Source organism: Campylobacter sp. CCUG 57310, assembly GCF_013201975.1.
Classification (GTDB): Bacteria; Campylobacterota; Campylobacteria; order Campylobacterales; family Campylobacteraceae; genus Campylobacter_A; species Campylobacter_A canis.
On record NZ_CP053845.1, the window covers coordinates 344,556 to 367,971 of the forward strand.

Annotated in this window: 20 protein-coding genes and 1 tRNA gene; 13 read left to right on the forward strand and 8 right to left on the reverse strand. The window is 34.6% G+C overall.

What is annotated here, in order from left to right; translation table 11 throughout:
- Position 1: 1 nt before the first annotated feature.
- From CORI_RS01750 to CORI_RS01770, 5 genes are all read left to right on the forward strand, one after another.
- Positions 2-1,138: a tyrosine-type recombinase/integrase gene (locus CORI_RS01750; protein WP_173030558.1), complete on the forward strand. Its 1,137-nt coding sequence runs from the start codon at positions 2-4 to the stop codon at positions 1,136-1,138.
- 6 nt (positions 1,139-1,144) lie between these two features.
- Positions 1,145-1,864, forward strand: a complete 720-nt coding sequence (locus CORI_RS01755; protein WP_173030559.1) for a hypothetical protein — start codon at positions 1,145-1,147, stop codon at positions 1,862-1,864.
- A gap of 93 nt (positions 1,865-1,957) precedes the next feature.
- Entirely contained in the window at positions 1,958-2,164 is a 207-nt protein-coding gene (locus CORI_RS01760; RefSeq protein ID WP_173030560.1) for a helix-turn-helix domain-containing protein, read from the forward strand.
- Entirely contained in the window at positions 2,161-2,796 is a 636-nt protein-coding gene (locus tag CORI_RS01765) for a hypothetical protein (RefSeq protein ID WP_173030561.1), read from the forward strand. The genes CORI_RS01760 and CORI_RS01765 overlap by 4 nt, the downstream gene beginning before the upstream one ends.
- An 18-nt stretch (positions 2,797-2,814) precedes the next feature.
- Entirely contained in the window at positions 2,815-4,488 is a 1,674-nt protein-coding gene (locus CORI_RS01770; protein WP_173030562.1) for a relaxase/mobilization nuclease domain-containing protein, read from the forward strand.
- 982 nt (positions 4,489-5,470) lie between these two features.
- On the opposite strand, the gene cas2 is transcribed toward CORI_RS01770, so the two are convergent.
- Both cas2 and cas1 read right to left on the reverse strand, forming a co-directional pair.
- Complete coding sequence (cas2, locus tag CORI_RS01775; RefSeq protein ID WP_173030563.1) at positions 5,471-5,746, reverse strand: CRISPR-associated endonuclease Cas2; 276 nt, start codon at positions 5,744-5,746, stop codon at positions 5,471-5,473.
- Positions 5,746-7,980: a CRISPR-associated endonuclease Cas1 gene (gene cas1 / locus CORI_RS01780; protein WP_173030564.1), complete on the reverse strand. Its 2,235-nt coding sequence runs from the start codon at positions 7,978-7,980 to the stop codon at positions 5,746-5,748. Before cas1 ends, cas2 begins: the two co-directional genes overlap by 1 nt.
- 604 nt (positions 7,981-8,584) lie before the next feature.
- Between cas1 and CORI_RS01785 the strand changes: the two genes are divergently transcribed.
- From CORI_RS01785 to CORI_RS01795, 3 genes are read left to right on the forward strand one after another with little or no spacing between them, the layout of a single operon-like run.
- A complete protein-coding gene (locus CORI_RS01785; RefSeq protein ID WP_173030565.1) occupies positions 8,585-8,806 on the forward strand; it encodes a hypothetical protein in 222 nt (73 codons plus the stop codon).
- Positions 8,787-9,623, forward strand: a complete 837-nt coding sequence (cas6, locus tag CORI_RS01790; protein ID WP_173030566.1) for a CRISPR system precrRNA processing endoribonuclease RAMP protein Cas6 — start codon at positions 8,787-8,789, stop codon at positions 9,621-9,623. Before CORI_RS01785 ends, cas6 begins: the two co-directional genes overlap by 20 nt.
- Positions 9,610-9,999, forward strand: coding sequence for a hypothetical protein (locus CORI_RS01795; protein WP_173030567.1), 390 nt, complete (start codon positions 9,610-9,612; stop codon positions 9,997-9,999). The genes cas6 and CORI_RS01795 overlap by 14 nt, the downstream gene beginning before the upstream one ends.
- An 80-nt stretch (positions 10,000-10,079) precedes the next feature.
- Here the strand turns inward: CORI_RS01795 and CORI_RS01800 are convergent, their stop codons facing one another.
- From CORI_RS01800 to CORI_RS01810, 3 genes are read right to left on the reverse strand one after another with little or no spacing between them, the layout of a single operon-like run.
- Positions 10,080-11,429 carry a restriction endonuclease subunit S gene (locus CORI_RS01800; protein ID WP_173030568.1) on the reverse strand — a complete coding sequence of 450 codons (1,350 nt, stop codon included), beginning with the start codon at positions 11,427-11,429 and terminating at the stop codon, positions 10,080-10,082.
- 2 nt (positions 11,430-11,431) lie between these two features.
- Entirely contained in the window at positions 11,432-14,065 is a 2,634-nt protein-coding gene (locus CORI_RS01805; protein ID WP_173030569.1) for an N-6 DNA methylase, read from the reverse strand.
- A 20-nt stretch (positions 14,066-14,085) separates the two neighbouring features.
- Positions 14,086-15,102, reverse strand: a complete 1,017-nt coding sequence (locus CORI_RS01810; RefSeq protein ID WP_173030570.1) for an IS1595 family transposase — start codon at positions 15,100-15,102, stop codon at positions 14,086-14,088.
- 48 nt (positions 15,103-15,150) lie between these two features.
- On the opposite strand from CORI_RS01810, the gene CORI_RS01815 reads away from it, so the two are divergent.
- The 5 genes from CORI_RS01815 to csm5 are packed head-to-tail and all read left to right on the forward strand — an operon-like array spanning position 15,151 to position 19,319.
- Positions 15,151-16,350, forward strand: coding sequence for a hypothetical protein (locus CORI_RS01815; protein ID WP_173030571.1), 1,200 nt, complete (start codon positions 15,151-15,153; stop codon positions 16,348-16,350).
- Positions 16,347-16,751: a type III-A CRISPR-associated protein Csm2 gene (gene csm2 / locus CORI_RS01820; RefSeq protein WP_173030572.1), complete on the forward strand. Its 405-nt coding sequence runs from the start codon at positions 16,347-16,349 to the stop codon at positions 16,749-16,751. Before CORI_RS01815 ends, csm2 begins: the two co-directional genes overlap by 4 nt.
- Positions 16,752-16,760: 9 nt before the next feature.
- Positions 16,761-17,399 carry a type III-A CRISPR-associated RAMP protein Csm3 gene (csm3, locus tag CORI_RS01825; RefSeq protein WP_173030573.1) on the forward strand — a complete coding sequence of 213 codons (639 nt, stop codon included), beginning with the start codon at positions 16,761-16,763 and terminating at the stop codon, positions 17,397-17,399.
- Complete coding sequence (locus CORI_RS01830; protein ID WP_173030574.1) at positions 17,399-18,286, forward strand: RAMP superfamily CRISPR-associated protein; 888 nt, start codon at positions 17,399-17,401, stop codon at positions 18,284-18,286. The genes csm3 and CORI_RS01830 overlap by 1 nt, the downstream gene beginning before the upstream one ends.
- The gene (gene csm5 / locus CORI_RS01835; protein WP_173030575.1) at positions 18,276-19,319 is read left to right on the forward strand and encodes a type III-A CRISPR-associated RAMP protein Csm5; all 1,044 of its coding nucleotides are present in this window, start codon (positions 18,276-18,278) and stop codon (positions 19,317-19,319) included. Before CORI_RS01830 ends, csm5 begins: the two co-directional genes overlap by 11 nt.
- A 1,614-nt stretch (positions 19,320-20,933) precedes the next feature.
- On the opposite strand, the gene CORI_RS01840 is transcribed toward csm5, so the two are convergent.
- The 3 genes from CORI_RS01840 to mraY all read right to left on the reverse strand — a co-directional run bounded on the left by CORI_RS01840 (position 20,934) and on the right by mraY (position 23,384).
- Positions 20,934-21,009, reverse strand: a tRNA-Phe gene (locus tag CORI_RS01840).
- 66 nt (positions 21,010-21,075) lie between these two features.
- Positions 21,076-22,320, reverse strand: coding sequence for a UDP-N-acetylmuramoyl-L-alanine--D-glutamate ligase (murD, locus tag CORI_RS01845; RefSeq protein ID WP_173030576.1), 1,245 nt, complete (start codon positions 22,318-22,320; stop codon positions 21,076-21,078).
- Positions 22,320-23,384, reverse strand: a complete 1,065-nt coding sequence (gene mraY, locus CORI_RS01850; protein WP_169939839.1) for a phospho-N-acetylmuramoyl-pentapeptide-transferase — start codon at positions 23,382-23,384, stop codon at positions 22,320-22,322. The genes murD and mraY overlap by 1 nt, the downstream gene beginning before the upstream one ends.
- Positions 23,385-23,416: the final 32 nt, after the last annotated feature.

A 23,416-nucleotide genomic window follows, 5' to 3' on the forward strand; every position in this document is an offset into this window, starting at 1 on the left:
AATGGCGATTAATAAACTTGATTATAGAAAGGTTGAAACTTGCCTATTTGTACACAAAATAAAACCAAACGTCTTTTTGCTAAGAAAGGTTATCGGCAGCAAATACTTCACAAAAGTGCTTACGCTAGATACTCGTAGCGGATGGAGTAAGAGAGAATACAAAAATGAAGCCAAAAAAGAACTAGTAAAGTGGCTAGATGGCGTAACTAAGCAGGTAAAGGGGCTGAAATTTAAAGATACTACTAAGGTTAATGATTTGTTTGAGCTGTGGAAAGGCAAAAAGGATATCGGCAAAAAGTCGGTAGCTAGCGACATCGCTTTTTATGAGACATATTTGCAAGATAGTATCGGCAAAGAGATCGTAGTAGACGTTATAGCTGCCCAAATAGACGATATTATCCATAATCTAATGCACGATGGAAAATTTAATAAAATAAGAGGAAAAGTGCAGGTATTATCAAAGCGTACGGCATATGATAATACAAGACGAATTTTAGGTGAGATGTTTGACATAGCGCTTCGCAATCAGCTAATAGTAGTAAATCCTTGCGCTCTACTAACTAAAATAGCTAAAACGACCAGAAAAACGATAGTAAAAGATGCAATCGGTAAATTTTATAAGTTAAAAACGGCTATCTTGGAGCTTTATAAAAATGATCCGTTTTGGAGGGGATTTTTCTTGTTTTGTTTGTATGGTAGACGAAAAGGAGAAGTTGCCAGCCTAAAATGGGAAAATGTCGATCTAGAAAATAACGTATATTATTTAATAGATACTAAAAATGGAAACGACTACAGAAAGCCGCTTCCTTTTCTTGTAAAAGAAGCCATAATGCAAATACCGGCCGATAGATGCGGCTTAGTATTTGCAAGCCCAAAAACTGGCGAGTCTATTAAAAATACGGATAGACAAAAGATGAAACTCGATAAATTCGTTGGTTTTGATGATTTTAAGTTACACGGCACTAGGCATATAAGTGGTTCCGCGCTTGAAGAGCTTGGCGCAAATAGCGATATAATCAAAGATCATCTGACTCACAAACGTGACGGCGTGACGTATAAAAATTACGTAACTTATGATACTTATTTGAATAGCTGTAAGGCTCTTGAGATGTTAGATAATATTAAATGCAGGATATAAGAAAATATGAGCAAAGATATTGAAATGGACGGTTTGATATTAAAGTCAGATCCTTGCCGAGCATTGGATTTATTAAAAGCAATAGCTGTAAGCTTAGTTGAGAAAAACTCTTGTAATAACCAAACTATATTGGCTGTTTCTTTGGTTCCGAGTATAATCGAGTCTGCGAGGGAACTAATATTGCCTTTTTTTGAGAATTATATGTTTGTTGATGCCGATAAATACAAATTTCGAAGCTATGAAAATCATTTTACTTATGATAGACTTACGGGTACATATGATTATGACGAGAGCTATTTGCAGTTGGTAGAAAAAATAAAGAAAAGAAAAGGATGCATCCAAGATAATATAGACTATATAGCCGAAACTAGCAAATATCTAGATGGCGATCTGTATGATCTTGGGTATTGTTTGTTTATGTATATAGTAGCCAAAATTAATTCTTTGATTTGTCAAAAACATAAAGGATATAGGAGTGTTATTAATTCTTTTAATAATCTTACGTCCGCAGAATTTTATTTTCTTTATAATTACAAAGCTATGGCAGAGGATAGATATTATAAGTATGAAAAAGATATACAAAATACTTTAAAGAAAATAAGTAAGTATAGAAATCTAAAAATTGACGAGAGAATAAAGCGCAATGAGTTTATCTCGGCAATAAATACCGCCATAAAAATCATAATCGATGACCTAAACTATGAAACTACTTTTGTTTCTATTTAAAAAACCGCAAAATTTCTTATTTTTATACAAAAAAATGCGGAAATAAATTCTACTTTTTTCATACAATTTCCTAAAGTTTTTTAGGAGAATGCTATGAATGATGCTATTGCGGAAAAAAGATGGCTTACGCCAAAGGATGTAGCAAAAGAGTATGGGTTATCGGTAAATACTCAAGCAAAATACCGTATGCAACGAATTATCCCTTTTATCAAGATTAACTCTAATGTAAGATACGATAGGCTAGAGTTGGATAGGTGGCTTGAAAAGCATGCTGTTGTTAAAAACGAGGAGTTGGCATGAAAGCAGTTAACTTTCCAAAATCCGTAACAATTAGGCTTAATGAAGAGCAATTGGATAGGCTAATGATGAATGCCAATCTTGCTGGGCAAACCGAATCTGAGTATGTTAGGGGCCTTATATGTGGCAGTAAAACACCAATTCATCGTATAGATAAAGAGGCTGTGAGACAAATTAACAAATTTGGTAATTTGCTAAATCAAATAGCGGCAAAGCTAAATTCCGGCGACAATTTAGACTCCAGCGCTCTTGCTAGGATTGAGCAGATAAGGGCATCTATGGATATTTTGGTGAATCTAATATTAAATAAAAATAACAAGTCTATCACCAAAACTTCTAGCAACTTTGTAAACCAAGGTATTAATTCGTCACAGAGTTCTTGCGCTCATAGTGTGCAAGAAAAATCGACAGAAAAAACAACTGCTGAACCCACACCTTCTTATGCCGATAATATAATTCAAGAAGATGCATCGTTGGACGAGTTTTTATATGAAGAAAATTCTAGTGATATGGATAACAATGTTGATACAGTCTCTTCTATGTCTTGTCAGGATAAAGATAATATACAATTTTGCTCGGATCTAACGTGCTCTGCGGTACAATTAAATTTGGACGCAAAAACAAAAGATACGTAAAAATAAAAGCAAGCCTACATGATAGTAAAGTTCTTTAAAAATCGGTTCGGAGGCTCGTTGCGAGGTATAGATTATCTATTAAACGAAAGAGTCGGTCTTGGTAGCGCCAGGGTAGTATCGGGATCTGAGGCTATAACTAGAGGTATATTATCTATGATAAGTAAAAAGCAGAAGCTTAGCATGGGGTGTCTTTCATTTAACGAACTTGATATGAACGAAGAAACCAAGCTAAAGATAATAAGATCATTTGAAGAAATGATCTTTGGAGGCTTTGGCGAAAATTTTAATATTCTTTGGGTAGAGCATTGCGATAAGGCCAACTTAGAGCTAAATTTTTGTATCCCAAAAGTCGAGCTTTTAAATTTTAGAAGCTTTAATCCTTATTATCATAAAAAGGATTTTTCTATGATAAACACCTGGAAAAATCTTATCAATTTAAAATATGGTTTAACCGATCCTTGCGATCCAAAAAACCAACAAATAATTCAAGGATCTAAAAAGGATGTAAAGGATAGCAAAAATTATGATGAACTAGAAAAGATCATAACGGATAATTTAACAAAAGGCAAATACCGTTGTAGAGATGACATTTTAAAGTCTTTGCGAGATAGAGACATAGAAGTTACCAGAGTAGGAAAAGACTATGTGTCTATAAGGCTACCAGGTAGCAAAAAATCAAAACGTTTTAAAGGAGAAATTTTCCATGAAAAATTTAGAAGTCTTAAAGATTTGGGAGAGCTCTCAAGTAAAGCTAGAGAAAGAGCAAGAGCGTATAAGGATGCAAGAGATAACTCGCCTGCTAATCAAATACTCCAAAAGGTTAGCTTATTTAGAGCGTTTAGTAGACAAGATGGATGCCAAAGTATTCGGTACAAATTTAGAGAGCAAATCTCAAGAAAAGACCTAAATATAGCCATATTGGCCCATAGGCTAAAAGAAGCTAAAAATAATAGAAATAGTGAGATAAAAAATCTTTTATCCTTGGGAGAAAAGAGGTATGGAGCCGGGCCTAAATTTGAATTAGAAGCCGATAGCAATACAGAAGCAAAGATAGGTTTTGACCAAATTGATGATAGGGTAAGTTTTGTGTCGGCTAGCGAAAACGAAGAGATCATAAAGGAGAATATAGATGATAGGTATGAACACAAATCCGGAGGAGATAGGCTTGATGGATGTGGAGACATTAAACGAGACAGACTTAGAGAAAATGCGCTTAGAAGAGTTAGTATCTCTAGCATTAAAGTTATCAAAGATAGAATTCTCTCAAAACAAGCAGATATTAGATCTCTTATCTCAGATCTCGAAAGAAAACGAAAGTATAGAGCATCTAAACAATCAGATCTTATCGTCAAACGAGCTGATATCAAAGAGCTTGGCGACGTTATCGATGCAAATGAAAAAACTATCGACATTACCTCAAGCGCTAGAGGGTTCGTTAAACGATTTGGACAAAACATTAAAGAGCTTTACCGAACCTTTGGAAAATTTGCAGGTAAATTTGACAAAGTCGTCCGAGCTGTTGCCGGACTTATTGGCGCAACAGGAGAAAAGTCAAAGCTAGATAAGGGCAAAGGTGCAGAATGCATAGAAAAAATAAATAGTGAGAGTATAGGCAGGGAGCTAGAAAATGGCTCGAAGCTCGGAGATAAAGAGAGCAATGTAACTTTAGTCGATAATTTCTTCGAGCGGTAAATCCAGCCATATCGTGCCTTTTAAGTTAACCACGTAAAATTGTTCTGAAAATATTAAAAAGTGCAGCCAGCGCAATATAGTGAAATTTTCTAAAACTCTTTTTTGCTTTGGCTGCCATTTTGTATCATTTTGATGTTTTTTGTTTTTTGATGCAGGTTTCTGGGTCTTACGACTCTTGAATGCAAACTAATATTTCTTTAACTAACACTACTATTGCCGCATCTTTTGGCTTTACGTTAATTTTTGACTCTTTTTTTAGGAAAACTGAATTTTTCTTAATCCCCTAGAGCGGGTCAAATTTGTTCAAATTTCATCTGACACAGATATAAAGAAACTTCAGAACCTTAAGTTTCAATCCCCTAGAGCGGGTCAAATTTGTTCAAATTTAATGAAGAGGAGGATATCGAGTTCGATATCTAACCGTTTCAATCCCCTAGATCGGGTCAAATTTGTTCAAATGGCTTGTTAAACAAGCAGGTTCAACAACCTGCTATATGAAGTTTCAATCCCCTAGATCGGGTCAAATTTGTTCAAATAGCCTAAAAGACTACTCTCGCAAAACAAAAACTAACAAATTTATTTAAGAAAACATCTTTTAAAACACCTAAAATTCGCAAAAATCTCAAAAAAGTTCGCAAATGTATAGGTATTAAAAAATACTAACTTGGCAAATTTAACAATGATAAGTTAAAGAACCCCTAAATTTAGGTATTTGTCATTTTAAAAAAGTTCGCAAATCTCTTTTAAAATTTTCAAATTTTATAGGTTTGCGAACTCTAAGCGATATATAAGTTTCGCAATGCTCTAAAATACGTTATCCTAAACTTAAGCATAACTAAAAGTTCGCAAATGTAGAAGAGCATATTTTAAAATATAGAGGTTTGCGAACTTATTTGGCAAGATTCTAACCAAAAAAGCTCAAATTTAAGCTAAAAAAGTTCGCAAATCTAAATTTGGAGAGAAAACATAAGAACGGTATAAGCTAGACAAAGAGTTCTTGCGTCTCAAAGATGGCTGGTTTGTCGCAAAGCTCAAAACTTTTGCCGACACAGTTTTCGCATAGTCTGTAAAATCTTAGGCTATCGGTTTTGGTATTTAGCAAAGGCTTGGCGTCTTTGATCAGCTTTTTAAGCTTGGTTTCGTTTATCTCACACTCAAAGACGCTAAAATTTACGCGATATCCGATACCTTCTAGGATATCGGAGAGCTTTTTGCGGTTTTTATCGTTTTGTATGTCATAGGTGATGACAAATTTCATTAGAATTTCCCTACAAAAGGCTTATAGCTTTTGCTCTCGCCGTTTATGAAGCGAGCTAGGTCGTAGCACTCTTGCATGATTATGTTTTCGCATTTGCAAAACTCTTTTTTCCACATGGTGTAGCTGCCGAGTTTTTCTTTCATGTTTTGTGCTATGAGCTTTTTAGAAGCGTCGGTGAGAAGCCCTTCTTTGTTTAGTGTGATTGGTTCGTCTTTGTTTAGCATCGAAACGATGACTCTATCTACCATAAATGTCCTAAACTGCTCTATCATATCAAAAACTAGGGTCGGCTTTGTGCTGTCAAGCGCATGCAAAAATGAGATATGTAGGCTAAGCCCTGCTAGATATAGGCACTCTTGGACTTTGGAGTAGAGTATGGCGTAGGCGTAGTTTAGTGATGAATTTACGATATCTTTGGCGCCAAATGTTATGCGCTTTTCAAATTCTAGCGGTAATATGCTCTTTATGCCGTCCCAGTAAATGGCTGCAGCTGAGCCCTCAAAGCCTAGAAGCTCGTTTGTGTTTTTGACGTATTTTAGCTTTCTAGCCAGGATATTTTCCAGTTTTTGGATGTTTTGGGTTAGGGATTTGTGGTATTTGTTTAGGTACTTTAGGTAGTTGGTTTGGTTTTTTATCTTTGCCTCTACTAAGGACATGGCGATGTATAGCTGGGCCGGCGTGTTTAGGAGCATGGCTTGCTTGTGCGTAGTTTGCGTAGAGACGCTGTTGTAAGCTAGCAAAGTGGCGTATGGGACGTAGTGTTTGTCTATAAAATCGATATGGATTTTTTCCCTTGCACAGCGCCAGATCACCGCAGAAGATAACGAGACGTGTTCGCTATCAACGATGATGCGGGAAATTTTAGAGATGGGAAATTCTTTGTAAATTTTGCCGTATTGTTTTATGACAAATTTGTTTTTGCTAAGACCTAGATGGACTCCGATCTGATTGATATGAAGCGTAGAATCCGAGGCGATCTTGGTGGCGTAGAAATTTCGCTTTTTGTTTATCTTGCGGGAGTCGTTGTCGTAGCTTTTTTGAGATAGATATTTGTCATAGCCTTTTGTTATGGCTAGGGTTATCTTGTCTTTTATCTCGTTTTGATTAAATAGTACTCCAAAATCTATCTTTTCAAGATAGAGCGTAAAATCTTTTTTTGAGTTTATACTTTTGTTTTGCTTATGCAAGGCGATCTTTTGTGATAAGGAGTCTATGAGATGCTCTTTTATCTGCGTTATTTGTGGTGAGTTTGGCGGTATGATCTTTAGGTAGTAGTTTTTAAGTGTAAGCAAAATGGCGTTTGTCTCATCTATATAGTCTATGAAATTTGACTTTTCTTTGCTTGCGGAGTGTAAATTTGAGATGATCTTTTGAATTTTGTCGTTATCTACACAGCGGTTTTTGCCAAAGAAACGAACGCCCAGGAAGACAAATCCATCATTTATGTTTACGACTTTTGTTTTTTCTTTGTTGAGAGATAAATTTAGCAGCTTTAAAAATTCATCTAGTTTTTGCTCAAATTCGGTCGCTTCGTCTTTTTCGCCGAAACAGATGATAAAATCGTCTGCGTATCTGACAAATTTATCCGTAGTCTTGTTTATAAATCTATCCATCAAATCAAGATAGATGTTTGATAGCATAGGAGATAGGATATCGCCTTGGTTTACGCCGATTTTATGCTCTTTAAAATCGCGCTTTAAAAATCCGCCGGTTTTTAAAAAGAGAGATATTAGGTTTATGATCTTTGCGTCTTTTATATGTTTTTGTAAAATTTGTAGTAGCTTTGAGTGGTCTATCGACTCGAAAAAGTCTTTTACGTCTGCTTTTAGTATCCAGTAGTAGCCCTCGTTTATGAAATTACTAGCTCTATTTATGGCTTTGTAAGTCGATTTATTTGGGCGGTAGGCATAGGAATTTGATAAAAACGTCTCGTCAAAATATGGATTTAACTCCGAGTATAAAACCCTTTGAACCAACTTATCTTTTATGGAGGATATGCCTATGGGTCTTACTCCGCTACGATTTTCTTTGGGAATGTTTATCTTTCTTAGCGGTTCAGGTGTGTAGGTGCCGTTTATTAATGAACGCATGAGATAGGTTGAGTTTTCGCCAAAATTTTTCTTAAAGTCTGCATATGAGATCTCATCTAATCCCAGAGAATTTGCAGAAATTTCGTCAAAGGCAGAGCTTAAAGCGTTTTTGGTAAATATATGTTCTAGAGTTTTGGTAAACATATTGGTGCCCGCCTTTAAATAGGTAGAGTTTTTCTATTATCTATATGTGTGGTAAATTTTGCTAAATTGCTATTTTCTTTTAGTTCATATATGCTTAAAGAAATCTGTTTATTTCCGTTAAAAAGTCTCATGTGTGACCTTTTGAATAGATTTTACATCGCTGTTAAGAATAGTCTGCCGATTTCTAAGTGCTCGTATAGATATCTGGCGATAAATTTTTAGTTTGGCGCCGACTTTATGTTCGGCTATGTCATATCATGCCTGCCATTTTGCCTTAAATGCTTATCGAGCTGATTGGCATTTCCGCTGTTTACACCTTTTGCTGCCATTATAGCATTTTCGTCCCTTAGATTGGTCAAATTTGTTTAAATTGTGGCATTTAAAAAATACCAACTTCATAAAATTAATAATGACAAGTAAAGGAACCTCTAAAATAGGCATTTACCATCTTAAGTAAGTTTGCAAATTAAAAATTTAAATAAAACAGATATGGGCGTGCGTAAAAAATGTAAAAAATAATAATTTTTAAGAAAAAAGCTTAAAAATAATAAACATTTATTTTTAATTTATGTATAATAACAGAAATTAAAAATCGAGCGGTAAAGTGAATAACGAAACTAGTATGATTTTGATATTTTCTCGCGAGCTAAGGGCTGCAAGGAATGGTCTTGACGTGCCGCTAGAACTACCAGACCTTAATAAATTTATATCCAATCTTAAAAATTTCATAAAAACAAATACGAAAAATGACGCAAAAGAGAGCGTGAAGTGCAAGCTTTTTGGGTATGTGAAAATGGGTGGCGCAGATGAGATATACCGAGCTTAGAGTGCTGTTTGGATCGCCGCAAAAGCCGCCGTTTTTTATCGGTTCACAGGTGAGGGGGGCTTTTGGATACGCGCTAAAAAGCGTGAGCTGCATAAGCCCGTCATATAAGTGCTGCGAGTGCTTTGCTAAAGAAAGCTGTTTGTATTATGATTTTTTCGAGAAGAAAAACAGCTACCATAGATATAGACTTGATTTTGAGTTAGGCGCTGAAATTTACGATTTTGGTATAGTTTTGCTAGGAAATGCGTGCGAAAAACTACCGTATATAGCCTCTGCGGCATATATGATGCTAAAAAGATACGGTCTTGGCAAAGATAGGATCAAATACGAGAAATTTGATATGTATGTAAATGGTAGTGCATGCCTAAAGGACGATAAGATAAGCTTGCCTAGAGATTATGTGAAAGAATTTAGCTTTGATGGCTGCAGTGGCGATGTTAAGGTCAAATTTGTAACACCGCTAAGGATAAAAAAAGAGAATGTTTTTTTAAAAAATGACAACATAAGTCTAAAAGAGATATTAAACTCCATCTACCAAAGGCGCCTAAGCCTCTTTGGACAAGATCACGAGGTGTTGCCATTTGAAGTAAAAGGCGAGATAACCAAAAAGGATCTAAAATACGTGGAGCTAACTAGGCGTAGTAATAGGCAAAATACTACTATGAATTTTGGCGGACTAGTAGGCTCTTTGGAGATAAAAGGCGTTAGCAAAGAGTGCATGGAGCTACTAAAGTTAGGTGAGATAATAGGCGCAGGGAAGCAGACTGTTTTTGGACTAGGAAAAATAAAAACGGAGGATATGAATGAGCAAATTTAGCAGTTATTTTAGCGATGAGTTTGCCGCTTTGGAGCAAAGATCAAAAGATATAGATGAGATATTGCAAGATAAGATGTTTTTAATCGGCGGGGATTTTTACGGGATACAAAAATTTATATTTGATAATCTCGGCTCAAAAAACGCGGCTAAAGTGCTAAGGGCGAAATCCGCATTTTGCGAGCTTTTCATGGTAGTTTTGTCTAAATTTATCTGCCAAAAACTTAGCATAGATGAAAAGTATGTCTTATCATGCACAGCCGGTAAATTTGAGATATTATCGCCTAAATTTGACCAAGCGGTTTTTAACGAGATAAAAGGCGTCGTAAATACTTACTTTATAAAAAAATGGCTCTTTTCTGAAATAGTATTGATTTAATAAAAAGAACCTAAACTATAATTAACTATAGTTGCGATTTTATTTTGACCCTGTTTTTATTAAATATTGATTTTTAAGAATCATAAAATATCATCAATCATTTTTTCTATTTTATTTTTTGATAAATCTATTAATCTTTTAGATTCATCTCTTGTTTGTTTCGATTTAATAATAATATTATGTATGTCGGACATTATTTTTTTATCTAAGGTAGGGATTAATATTTGTTTTATATAGTCAAGTTTCCAATGAGTAATTATTGCCCCTCCACAATCTCTATTTGCTTGCATTTTGCCGATAATAGAATTAATTACTAAAACAAGATATTCTTTAGGTATATCGGTGTTTTTTAGAGTCATCCTGATAACTCCACTAGAAATAACCCCATTTATTTCGTCATCGAGAACACAACAAACACATATCGAACCATCCTTTGTTAAAAGAATATCACCTTTGTTTGGTTTGTATCTCATCAATTGTTTATAAGTATCATCCCTAATATATTTATCCGATTCGCTAAATGCTAAACCCTCTTGAGTAACATTACTCACTCTAATAAATATGCAACCTTCTGGAATATATGAATCAGACCCAACCTCGTATCCTTTATAAAAATTGCAAATATGAGATAATTTAACTGGATTTAAATGATTTATATGATTTATTATTTGTTTATAAGAGGTTTTGTAATATTCTGCATCTGTTCTATTGGCAAATATCAATTCCTCTAAATTACATATGTATTTATTTTCATTGCTTAAAGTTAGTGAATTTAACCCAAGATGTTGTTCTAACATCCTTTTTGCTTCTAAATATAGTTTTTTCGATTCAATCCTTAGTTCTCTCGCTCTTTTAATATTATTTATAATTTCATCTAGTGACTTTTTGGATGCAATAAAAATAGGAGTATTAATAATATCATAATTACTAACAGACGGATACATAGATGATTTTGATGCCCTCATAAGCATTTGAATAAAATGTTTGGTTTTGGTATATGCGAATAGGTAATTTGGATCTATATTGTTTTTTGCTCTTAAATTGCAAAAACCATTTGAGCCAACTTGTAACATCTCTCTATCCTCTATAATTGAGTTTGCGTTTCTATTTGGACGAACAGTGCTAATCAATAAATCATCTTTTTTGTTGATAAAAGTTGCTCTGTTAGGTGCATCATAGCCATTTATGATATTGTCTTTAATTTCACCATACATAATATCGGTATTACCTATGTCATTGTATTGTATAGGTTCATTCCAATCTTTTTTGTTAAATCGTTCTTTTATTTCAAAAGTTAATTCTTTTAGTTTTTTATTATTAAAATTTAATATCGCTCTTTCTAAGGAAATATCTTTCTTCTGAAAAAAATCAGAATCCATTCTGTCTTTACTTATGACATAGTTATAGTTTACAATATTCCAACTAGCCATTTTTATTCCCAAAAATCAATTTTTTGCTCTTTTGCAAATTTTATAAAAGCTTCAGCTATACAAATATTTTCATTGGGTATAGCTTCAATATCTTTTAACTCTTCTTTGCTTATATTATAATTTACTAGATCCTGTGCTATTATGAAATCACCATTAGAGTTGGTTAAGATATTACCATTTTCGTCTTTTTGATAAGTGTAATTACCGGAACTATCTTTTCCTCCAACATCACTAACCGCCATAAATATAGGATAGTTTAATTGTGAGGCAGTTTCTTTTAAAATATACCTATCGCGCAACCCCAACAACAAGTCTTCACTATCCATTATGATACTTAACTTACCTTTGTTGGAAAAAAGATTTTGTTTGTATATAAACCCATCTACCTGCTCTTCTAGGTTTTTTATACTTTTAAGTATATCTTTGTTTGTTTTTTGAGCTTCTTTTGCTTTTTTTAACTCTTCCTCAAGGCTTTGTAATTTTTTGCTCGTTCGTGTAACATTTTCTTTGTCTTTATTTTTAGTATAACTCTTTTTTTCTTCCTTAAGAGATTTTATTTCTTCCTTAATCTCTTCTGCTTCTCTAACTTTTACTAAGTCTAAATGTAATTTTTCTATCTCTTCATTTAAATCAGCAATAGAGTCATTGATTTTTTCTTCATCTATTTCGTTATCATCAATAAGTTCATTTTCAAAGTAATCATTCATAAAAGAAAGTATCTCTTCAGGAATAATATCTAATTCTACTTCTTCATCACCATTACTAATAATATCCTCTATTATCTTTTTGTAGTTAGGTATATTTCTTGATACCTTTTTTTTAATATCGTTAATTTTTTTTAACTCTTCTTCTGAATATTTTTGAATAATTATTACAGATGTCTTAACACCTGTATGTGGTTTAAAGGTGTTTGAGTGAAGGCTGACAACAGCTAACAACCTAGTTTTAGAAAAAATATAATCTCTGATAAAGGCAAGAGATGAATTGTTTAGTTTTCCTTGCGGTAAAACAATAGCTGCTCTCCCTTTAGGTTTAAGCATATCAATTATTCTTTCTATAAACAGGACATCTCTCTCTTCTTTCGCTTGTTTATTTTTTGCTCTTTGTAGTGCAGGTTTAGCTAGATTATATTCACTTAATAGCTCTTTGTCTTTTATTTCCCCTGCAAAGGGGGGGTTTGAAAGAACAATATCAAATTGTAACTCTCTATAATAATTCCAAATATCATCTCTTAAAATATCTATTTTTTCATCAGGCTCATTTTTTAATAATCCATTTTTTTGTAAATTAAGCTTTAAATCTCGCCCAGATAAAGTATCTAACCAAGTTTTTGGATCTATGGAACTTACCTCAGGTCCATATATATTTGTATGCCCATCACCTGCTATTAACATTAAAGATTTAGCAGCCTTAACAGCTCTTGTTTCTAAATCTATCCCATATAGAAATTTACTAGCATAATTCCATTTTCTAGTATCTAGTTCAGCATCATCTTGGATAGGATAACACCACTCCATAGAATGTAATAAAAAACCCGCAGAACCACACGAAGGGTCTATGATGTATTCTGTTTCTTTTGGATTAATCATTCTTACACACATATCTATTACGTATCTTGGTGTAAAAAACTGCCCTTTTTTCTTTTTAGATTCAGATGGAATTAAATATTCAAAGGCATCGTCAATGATTCTTAAATTTGAACCTAAAAGTCTTTTTCTTTCAAGAGACCCCACACATACATGTAGGTGTTCGGGTCTCAATTCTATTTTTTCATCGTTCTTAAAAATACCTCTCCATTCGTTTTTAGCTTTATCAAAAAGTTCACTTATACGCTTATAGGTATCTTTAGGGGTTGATTGTTGTCTAAATTCTAATTCTTTGTTTTTATTATTTTTATGAATTGATTCTTTCTCGTCTAAAATCTTACAAAAAATAAGTTTAAATATCTCATTAAATTCATCTGCTCCTGAATCAGCTAACACAAGCTCTTCCAGTTCTTGTATAGTCTTTTTAAAATTATGTTTGACTTCCAAACTATCTATAGTAAAAACTTCTTTTCTTAAATCCTCTATAGTTTGATTTAATTTTGGGATTCTTGATAAAGTCTCATAGTCTTGACCCTTTTTTCTATAAAGAATAATAGTTTCAGAACCATTAGACCATATGCCTATTTCTGCTCCTAAAGCATTCAAATAGCTTTTTAATTGATCTATACCATCCCTTCTTTTTGGAGACTTTGTTTCTACTACTATTTTTGGGTTTTGATTACTTTTATCTGAATATATTACCATATCGGCATGTTTAGTATTAATATCCCCACCAAAAGAGACAGGGACTTCTAGTTTAATGTGTTCTTTGGAATAATTATATTCATTAATTAGTTTATATACCCAAAGTTGCCTAATTATCTCTTCAGGTGCAGATTTTCCGCCAGATTGAGAAGAATATACTTGAACCTTTTCTTTTTTGGAATAAAAAGGTGCTAGTGTTTTTAAAAAGTATTTATCAGAATTAGAATTTTCTTTTTCTATCTCTAATATTTCATTGGCTTGTTTGTCTAAATTTTTAAATTCCGTTAAATCGTACTCATCAACTCTACCCTTAAATATTGTGCTTAAGATTTCTTCTATAGTCATAATTTTGCCTTTTATAATTTTTATGTTAATGGTATGTTTGGTCTACCTGATATACTTCTAACCAAACTAATACATTCTGTCTTTTGTATGAAATCCAAGAGTATAATTTCTTTATCATTTCTACTCTCTTTAGCAAAATTTACAAAGTTATGATAAACAAGATAATTATTCAAATACTTTGTAGATACACCTTTAAAGTTATAAATCAGCATAGATTTTAATCTGCTATGATAGCTATTAACTACTTGGATATTAAATGCTCCTGCCTTATAATGATTTCTAGGTATTCTGATATGACTTAAATTCATATCTTTTGCTAATTTTAGATATGCTCTAAAGCTATCGGTTACTAATACACTATCGCTGACTATCTTTTTATCTAATACTTTTTGTAAATCGGTTAGCTTTGGTTTGCCAAGATTTGAAATTTTTGCTATAGATAGTCCGTTTAAATTTATTCCACTCGTAACACACACTTGCTCTTTGCTTAATCCACGCAAACTAGCTCGTGTGCCACGATGTTTAGCTAGGCGTGGTAAGTTAAAATTTTTATGATGACCTTTAAAAGATAGTGGCGTAAAAGTTTCATCTGCTTCAACAACGCCATCTAGTCTAACTTCATCTTGCATTTTCTGCAAAGCGTCTAGTATTTTATGTCGCCAGTTAAAAGCTGTATCTACACAAATATCACAAATTTCAGCTGTTTTATGAAGTGAGTATTTTTCAATCATACAATAGATATATTTTTGCCAAACAGATATATCCTTTTTAGAGCTAAAAAGTATAGTTTTATTTGTATCCGTAAAAGTTTTACCACAATCTCTACAGATGTAGCGTTGAGAATTATTTTTCTTGCCGTTCTTAACAAAAGAAAGAGAGTTGCAATGCGGACAATGGTTTGCTTTGTGAGTAGTAGCTATATTTTTAGGTTTTTTGCTGTGTTGTTTTATGCTTTTTATAAAATCTTTTCTATCTTTTTCATTTAAATTATCGAATAGCTGTTTTATAATGTCAAGTTCTGTTGTTCTAATACTCATAGAATGCCTTATATGCTATATTTTAATGAATATAATTATAGCATATTTTTGTTAATAAATCAATACTATTTCAGAAAAGAGCCAAAAAAATTCTTTGGCGTTAGTGGTGTTAGTCTATCTTGCGTGGAGTGTGAGAGAGCGGACTTTACGGAGCCTGGGCGATACAAAGAGCTAAGAGATAAGATCAGTAAGGCTGTTGAGCTAGAGAAATTTAAAAAGCTAAATTTAAAAGAGCAAGAGCCGGTGCTCTCATATGATAAAGGGATAACAAATCAAACTCTTTGCAGAATTTGTAATATAAGAAAGATAGCTCACGATAAGGACAAATGTGAAATTTGCAGTGCCTTTGTGCGTCTTGGCGAGAGGCTAGCTAGCGATAGCAAAAAGATAAATAGCAAAGCTATAGGCATAGACTTTATGGACGTTGATCTTGGGATAACGGAAAATATAAGATCATACGTCGCAAAAGAGGCGGGCGAGATAGTGGACTTTGAAGATCTGGCTAAAAAATCTCGCGGTGATAATGCGATCGCTGTGATAAAAGCCGACGTGGATAATATGGGAAATTTCATAAAAAATAGCGACGTGACGCAAAGCTTTGCAAATTTTGACACATTTTCAAAGGGGATAAATAACTTTTTCTCTCTATACGTGCCAAGAAAGATGAAAGAGAAATTTGAAAATAGCTACACGGTCTTTGCCGGCGGCGATGATCTACTCATAGTTGGAAGCTATGATCAGATGATAGAGCTCGCTCTTTTTGTAAGGCAAGAGTTTATGAAATTTATAAAGACAAAAGGCTTGAGCATATCTTTTGGCATCATTTTGGCAAAACCATCTACGCCGATAAGCTTTCTGGCTCAAACTAGCGAAAAATGGTTGGAAAGCTCAAAAGAGATGGATGGCAAGGATGCGATCACTATCTTTGGCGAAACCGCTAAATGGGATAGCTACTTAAGCGTCAGAAGTAAAATTTTAGATGAATTTGTGAAATTTAATATAGACAACACGGCGTTTTTGTATAGGCTGCTTGAGCTTTGCGAGATGAGTAAAAATGTATGTGAGGACGTAAGAAATACGATGTGGAAGTCAAAGCTAAGTTATAGCTTCACTAGAAATATGCAGAGTAAGCAAGGGGGCGGCGATATGAATGAGCTACTTCTTATGCTAAATAATGTGATAGAAAACAATCCAAAGGAGAGCAAAATGGCTATTTGTGAATACATATATAAAAGGAGAGAACGATGAATGGATATAGAAATGGCGGTGGTAATTATAATGCCGGCAATAAACCGCAAGCAAACTCTTTGCCGCCAATCGTTTTAGACTACAAAAAAGATCCAAATTTGTTTGATACTACGGCAAAAACGGTTGCTGAGAAAATATCGGGAACAAAAGCTACGCAAATGAGAGCATTTTATGACTATGTCATAGAGTTAGAGCAAAAGTCAAACACCGAAGAGTTTAGCGAAATTTTGCCATTTGTAAAGATGCTAAATTCAAAAGCGGCTTATTCAAATGCCAGGAGACATTCTAGTAGTGAATTTGTTGAGATGATAAACAAGTGCGTGGCTCAGGTAAGTACAAAGGATGATCTAAGGGTATTTAAACTCTTTTTTGAGGCCGTTATAGGCTTTTCTAAGAAATAAGGAGAAAATATGAAAATTTTAACTTTAAAGGGACAAATAGAGCTTTTAAGCGGACTTCATATAGGTGGCGGCGATGATACTATGAAGATAGGCGGTATAGACTCGCAGGTGATAAAAGATATAAACACAAATAAGCCTTATATCCCTGGAAGCTCACTAAAGGGCAAAATGAGAAGCTTGCTAGAGTGGAATAATAGGCTAGTTAGTTATGGCGAAGGAGAGGTTTTTAACTCTAAAATTTTAGAAAAAGTCCCAGATCCAGATAAAAAATCAGCTCAAAATTTACTAAAAATTTTTGGCGATAAAGAGAATAAATTTGGCATTACTAGGATAAGCGTGGGGGATTGCGTGTTATCTACCGAGAGCGAATGCTTAAAACTAAGCGAAGCAAAATATGAAAACGTGATCAACAGAGAAAGCGGAACAGCTGAGCATCCTCGCCAGATCGAGCGTGTACCGGCTGGAGTGAAATTTGATCTAGTTATCAGACTAAAAGTTTTTGAGGAAAAAGAGCCTTATAACGACAATGAAAACGAGCTAAAGCAGATGGTTGAGAGCGGACTTAAGCTAATAGAAAACGACTATCTAGGCGGTAGCGGCTCAAGAGGTTACGGAAGGGTTGAATTTAAAAATTTAAGGTGGGAATAATGACACTTTATAAAACTACCATAACGCCTAAGTCAAATTTTACTACGCCGTTAAAAGGCGATACCTTGTTTGGGCAAATTTGCTGGGCGATCAGATATAGACTTGGAGAAGATAGGCTAAATGAGCTACTAAGCGACTACGATAAAAAGCCGTTTTTGATAGTGTCTGATGGCTTTGCTAGCGGATATCTGCCAAAGCCTAGTATGCCAAGTCATCTTTTGGGCGAAAATTTGGAGCTAAAAAAAGAAAATAGGAAGAAAATTTGGCTTAGTATAGAGGATTTGCAAAGCGGAAATTTCAAAAACGCTAAGACAAGTGGTGAGATCGGCTATGAGCTAACAAAGAATGCAACGATCAAAAACTCCATAAACTATCTCACGTTTACGACAGATGATAGCGGTAAATTTGCGCCATATGCTTTAGTGGAGATAAAATTTAGCAGACAAGATATCTACTTTTTGCTAGATGATAGGTTTAAGCTTGATGAGCTAGAAAAAGCGCTTGAGACTGTGGCTAAAAGCGGCTATGGCAAGAGAGCTAGCATAGGAAAAGGAGCGTTTGAGTATAGCGCGTTTGAAAAAGTGGCTATCAAAAAGAGATCAAATGCTTTTATGACGCTTAGCCCCGTTGTGATAGATGATGAAAATTTAAAAGAGTTTTTCTATGAGCCGTTTACGAGATTTGGCAAACATGGCGGAGGGCTTGCAAACACGAATCCTTTTAAAAGTCCTATTCTAATGGCTGATAGCAGTAGCGTGGTGGTATATAAAGAAATTTGCGAGAGAGAGTATCTAGGAAAAGCTGTAAGCGGGCACTCTGCTAATGCGAACACGGTGCATCAAGGTTACGGCATACTAATAGCTACGGAGATAAAAAATGCACAATGAAACTAAAAACTATAAAATAAAACTAAAGCCGCTCAGCCCGATACACATAGGCACCGGTGAGGCCTATGAGCCGATGAACTACGTCATAGATATGGATTCAAAAGACGGCAAGGATTATATGTATGTTTTTGATGAATTTGAATTTATTAAAGGACTTGATGATAAGTCTAAAGAGGAATTCGGAAAAATAGTTTCAAATTTGTCTGGAGATGCATTGTTTGCATTGCAGAAATTTATACAAGACAAAAGTGCCTTAGCTAAGAAAAAATCTTTTCAAAAGATTTTAGTATCCCCAAAAGTAGCAAAGGAATATAGGGAAAAAATAGGCAGAGCAGTACAAAAAGAAGGTGGTGGTAAAAAAGTCATAAATCATCTGATCATCGAAAAAACATTCATATCTTCAAATCTTAAAAAGGCCATAATCCCTGGCAGCTCTTTAAAAGGCGCAATAGCGACAGCCTTCGGCGAAATGCTTTATAAAAAAGCAAGAAATTATGACACAAAAGAATATTTTAGTAATTTCTCGGTTGCTGATAGTAATGTTATACAGTCGCACACATTTGTCGCCGATGCGGTAAATATAAGGAGAAATAGGGCCTCTAAGGATGATGATGGCGGTAAAGGTGTGAAAGTGCGATATGAGGCCATAAATTCAAAAAGTGAATTTGAGACGGTATTTGCGATAGAAAATGGTAAATTTAATATAAAAGAGCTAATAGCGGCTTGCAACTCTCACTATATGCCGATATTTATCTCTCAATTTAGCTATAAAACAGATGAATTTACGCGGGAAGCACTATCTGACAAGTTTATTGAAAAATATGAAAATTTAAAACTCTCAGACAATCAATTTTTATTGAGAGTTGGTAAACATAGTGGCGCAAGGGCTGTTACGGTAGATGGCGTGAGAAAGATAAAAATAATGAAGGGTAAAGGGCAAAAACCATCTTTTGGAGGCGAGGAAACCACTATATGGCTTATAAATAAACAGCCGTTTGGATGGCTACTTTGCGAAATTTTAGAAGATAATTAAAAAAAAAATGATGCCCCAACTCTGAAAAATCCATAGCAGTAGATAAAAGTACTTTTTGCTAAGTTAATAGCTAGTGTAGAGAGGAACGTGTATTTAGCGGATGCTAATTCTATTTAAAAATACATAAATCCGGCAAGCTATATAGACAAAACCGAATCAATAGTAGCTGTCGATACAAGTAACTCGTGCCTGTCTGAAGTAACATTTAACATGCACCTTGTCGTCAACTAATAAATCTGACACCCAAATACAGCTAAATAGATTATGTTATATTTTCTACTAAAAGGGCTTTTGGAATATTTTTCCCAGGTAGAGCAAAAATATCTTTTTATTAAATAAGGGCCGCTTGCCACGATTGCATTTGATATTCAAACGGACCGGTGGTTGATTTTCTATAGGCAATCAAATGTTGCTCATATTCAATGCTTGGTGTATTTGGTGCTACATCGGTGGGGATATAAGCCGTCAATTGGCTTTAAGTGCGCGCAAGAGCAGAAAAAGATGTGCCCGATAATTGTTGAAGGTAGCTATAAGATTGAGATTGCTGATGTTATTTTTAAAAGGCATAGGAATAGTTATGTAGCAATTGGCTCTTCCGAAAGACTCCATAATAAAACACAAATACTTTTAACAAAATGGTTTGTAAGATTATAAATTTACCAAAGAATTGTGGTCATGCTTGTGAATATATACCAAATAATCAAGTTATACCTAAGCTTGTTCAAAGAACGGATGGTGACCTATGGCAACATACATCGCACAAACTATTTATGCTACATATAGTGCTGATGCAAAAACATACAAATTTGATAGCCGCTACTCGGTTGCCAAATTTTACTAAGTTGGGGTTTTAGGGGTGCCCCCTAACGAGTATGATTTGTATTGCGGGTGAAATCCGTAATACGAATAGTATGCTCGCCCGGTAAAAATGTAAAATTTATTTTTGAGAATAGTTGCTGTGTATATCCGTATAATTTGTAATACGTGAAAATAAAAATACCTATAGCATTTTTTATATTTGTCAAATCTGTAATATGTATAGGATAGGAATATTTGTATTATCCGCACCACTCATAATTTATTTTATGTCCCCTTAACTTATATTGCAATCAGTCCAATCCGTGAAACGTGTAATACATAAATGCTTGTACGATTTGTGGTTTATATAAGACTTGATTAATTGTGTACAATGTTTGGTTCATGTGGATGCAGGTATTTGCAATCTTCATTTGCAATATCTGTGATATTTGCGGGATGATAATATTTGTATTGTGGGTAAATTAACCCAATCAATCTTGGTAAAAATTAATAATCACCTGGTTGTTTGCTTTTATCTTATAAAAATCAATGTGCTTGGGTGTTTATTGATTTGTCTAAAATATGATTTGTAGTTAATAATTGCATAATAATAGACGAGAGAAATTAGATCTAGTTGCCTATTATAAAACTTAATTCATTTTAAGGTTTAATAATTATAATCCCAAAGTTGTTCTTGTATCGGCTGATGAGTGGCGAAAATAAAATTAAAAACAATAGTATATATGGCACCCAAGATGGTACCTAGCTAAACCTTAAGGCTTTGAAATATCGATAAAATCGGAATTTGTAAAGAAATGGTGGTTAGAGGCAGAATCGAACTGCCGACACGCAGATTTTCAGTCTGCTGCTCTACCGACTGAGCTATCCAACCACCTAAAAAAGAAATGTGATTATACACTTTTAAATTTTAAAATTAGGTTAAAAACAAAATTAAATTTTATAAATTTGCAACAAATTCTTTAAATTTATCTCCTCTCTCGGTGTAGCTATTAAACTGATCAAGGCTTGCAGCAGCAGGACTTAGAAGAGCTATCTCGTCTAAAATTTGAGCTTCTTTTAAATTCGCTTTCTTAGTCGGTTTTTTTAAATTTTTATCTATTTGCGTTACGGCTACATCTAAAAATTCGCATTTTAGAGCGGGAATTTGAAATTTCTCAGCTAGCTTCATAATCTTATTGCTATTTGAGCCGATAGCGTAAATTTTAGTATTCGTGCTATTTATAGCCTCAAAAAGCTGAGTCATATCGACACCCTTATCATCTCCGCCTAAGATTAGGTGCAGGAATTTATCCTCATACCGCTTTAGAGCTTGAATGGTTGCGTCGATATTGGTAGCTTTTGTGTCATTTACCCAAATCCGCCCGAATTTGTCCTTAAATTCTTCAAGTTTATTGCTCTCTATCACAAATTTGTTTAGTAAATTTGTGTCGCACCTATCAAAAATTATTTTTTGTACTGCCAGTGCCAAAAGAGCGTCCATTAAAAACGGCACTGTGAAATTTATCTCATTTGTGGAAACTCCGCAAAATTTAGCTAAATCCTTTTCGTTTTTATAGCTTATGACCTTTGCAAGAGTCGGAGTATTAGCGTAAATTTCAGGCAATATCGCAACCAAGTTTTCTCTCATAATACCAAGCGGCTTAAGCTTGGCGGCTTCATAAGAGCTCATATCGCCGTGCCAAGTAAGATGATCGGGCGTTATAGGCAAAAGCACGTATATATCAGGCTTTGCAAGGTTCGTATAGTGAAGCGTGAAGGAGCTCGTTTCCAGTATCCAAATTTTGGCTTTAATGTCTAGTTCGGCTAGCGGAGTGCCTACGTTTCCGCCCATTACCGAGCCTTTGTCTTCAAGCAGGTGCTGCATCATCTTGGTTGTGGTTGTTTTGCCGTTTGTTCCGCTTATCCATACGCTAAAAGGCATTTTGGATGCGAAAAAATCATATTCACTTATCAAATTTTGCGATTTTTTAATCAGCTCATGATACGGAGGAAAGCCCGGGCTTGGGATCTCAAGTTCGCTTTTATCTGGACTAAATTCACTTACCGGCAAAAGATTATTTCCAAATTCATCCTTTGAAATTTGGCTAAATTTGTCATCATATACATCCCAAATTCCGTCATCTTGGCAGTTTTTGGCAATAGCCTTGGTCGTGCCGCCGTAACCGAACAAACTTCTTTTCATTATCTTATCTTTAATGCGGTTAGCGCGATGAGGTTTGCTAAAAGCGCGATGATCCAAAATCTAACGATGATTTTGTTTTCAACCCAGCCTTTAATCTCGAAATGATGATGAATAGGCGCCATTAAGAAAATTCTCTTTTTGAAAATTTTAAAGCTTCCAACTTGCAAAATAACGCTTAAAGTCTCAATTACAAAGATAAATCCTATGATAATAAGCAAAATTTCGTTTTTAGTCATAACTCCCATAAGCCCTATGTAAGCGCCTATACTAAGGCTTCCGCTATCACCCATGAAAACTTGTGCGGGATGGCAGTTAAACCACAAAAACCCCATCAAAGAGCCGATTAGAGCCGAAGCGATGATGATAGTTTCGCCAACGCCGATAATCTTTGGAAGTAGCAAATAAGAGCTAAATAGCGCATGTCCGCAGATATAGGCAAAAATTCCTAACGTAACAAGCGAAAGCATGGCGGGAACGGCTGCAAGCCCGTCAAGCCCGTCTGTTAAATTTACCGCATTTGAAGCTGCAACTATAACTAGCGTCCAAAAGACTATAGCAAAAATTTTAAGATCCAGTAGCGGGAATTTATAAAACGGCACATAAAATTCAGTTCCTATATCGCCGCTAAGATAAAGCACGGTTGAAACCGCAAACGATACTAAAATTTGAGCTAAAAGCTTGGCTTTAGGGCTTAGTCCAGCGTGGTTGTTTGCGCCTAGAATTTTTGATATGTCGTCTTTAAACCCGATCGCCGTAAAACCCGCAAGACAGAGCAAAGAGGCGATAACGAAGCTGTTATCAAGTCTGGCGCAGATGATAGTTGCCAGTATCGCCGTTACCATAAAGACTATGCCTCCCATGGTCGGGGTTTTTTCTTTTTTTTGGTGTGTTTTTGGAGCAAGCTCGTAAATCGGCTGACTGGCGTTTTTAGCCCTTGCCCAAGCGATAAATTTAGGCATAAGATAAACGGTAAGCGCAAAAGATATGAAAAACGCTATGCCTGCGCGAACTGTGATGTATTGAAAGATGTTAAAATTTAGGATTTCATAAAGATAATAAAACATGTGAGCCTTTATTTTTAAAAAGAGTAATTTTA

Bases quoted from the DNA above. Each gene is read 5' to 3' on its own strand.
- CORI_RS01750 (WP_173030558.1), top strand. From the start codon at position 2: ATGGCGATTAATAAACTTGATTATAGAAAGGTTGAAACTTGCCTATTT.
- CORI_RS01755 (WP_173030559.1), top strand. From the start codon at position 1,145: ATGAGCAAAGATATTGAAATGGACGGTTTGATATTAAAGTCAGATCCT.
- CORI_RS01760 (WP_173030560.1), top strand. From the start codon at position 1,958: ATGAATGATGCTATTGCGGAAAAAAGATGGCTTACGCCAAAGGATGTA.
- CORI_RS01765 (WP_173030561.1), top strand. From the start codon at position 2,161: ATGAAAGCAGTTAACTTTCCAAAATCCGTAACAATTAGGCTTAATGAA.
- CORI_RS01770 (WP_173030562.1), top strand. From the start codon at position 2,815: ATGATAGTAAAGTTCTTTAAAAATCGGTTCGGAGGCTCGTTGCGAGGT.
- cas2 (WP_173030563.1), bottom strand. From the start codon at position 5,746: ATGAAATTTGTCATCACCTATGACATACAAAACGATAAAAACCGCAAA.
- cas1 (WP_173030564.1), bottom strand. From the start codon at position 7,980: ATGTTTACCAAAACTCTAGAACATATATTTACCAAAAACGCTTTAAGC.
- cas6 (WP_173030566.1), top strand. From the start codon at position 8,787: ATGAGATATACCGAGCTTAGAGTGCTGTTTGGATCGCCGCAAAAGCCG.
- CORI_RS01795 (WP_173030567.1), top strand. From the start codon at position 9,610: ATGAGCAAATTTAGCAGTTATTTTAGCGATGAGTTTGCCGCTTTGGAG.
- CORI_RS01800 (WP_173030568.1), bottom strand. From the start codon at position 11,429: ATGGCTAGTTGGAATATTGTAAACTATAACTATGTCATAAGTAAAGAC.
- CORI_RS01805 (WP_173030569.1), bottom strand. From the start codon at position 14,065: ATGACTATAGAAGAAATCTTAAGCACAATATTTAAGGGTAGAGTTGAT.
- CORI_RS01810 (WP_173030570.1), bottom strand. From the start codon at position 15,102: ATGAGTATTAGAACAACAGAACTTGACATTATAAAACAGCTATTCGAT.
- csm2 (WP_173030572.1), top strand. From the start codon at position 16,347: ATGAATGGATATAGAAATGGCGGTGGTAATTATAATGCCGGCAATAAA.
- csm3 (WP_173030573.1), top strand. From the start codon at position 16,761: ATGAAAATTTTAACTTTAAAGGGACAAATAGAGCTTTTAAGCGGACTT.
- CORI_RS01830 (WP_173030574.1), top strand. From the start codon at position 17,399: ATGACACTTTATAAAACTACCATAACGCCTAAGTCAAATTTTACTACG.
- csm5 (WP_173030575.1), top strand. From the start codon at position 18,276: ATGCACAATGAAACTAAAAACTATAAAATAAAACTAAAGCCGCTCAGC.
- murD (WP_173030576.1), bottom strand. From the start codon at position 22,320: ATGAAAAGAAGTTTGTTCGGTTACGGCGGCACGACCAAGGCTATTGCC.
- mraY (WP_169939839.1), bottom strand. From the start codon at position 23,384: ATGTTTTATTATCTTTATGAAATCCTAAATTTTAACATCTTTCAATAC.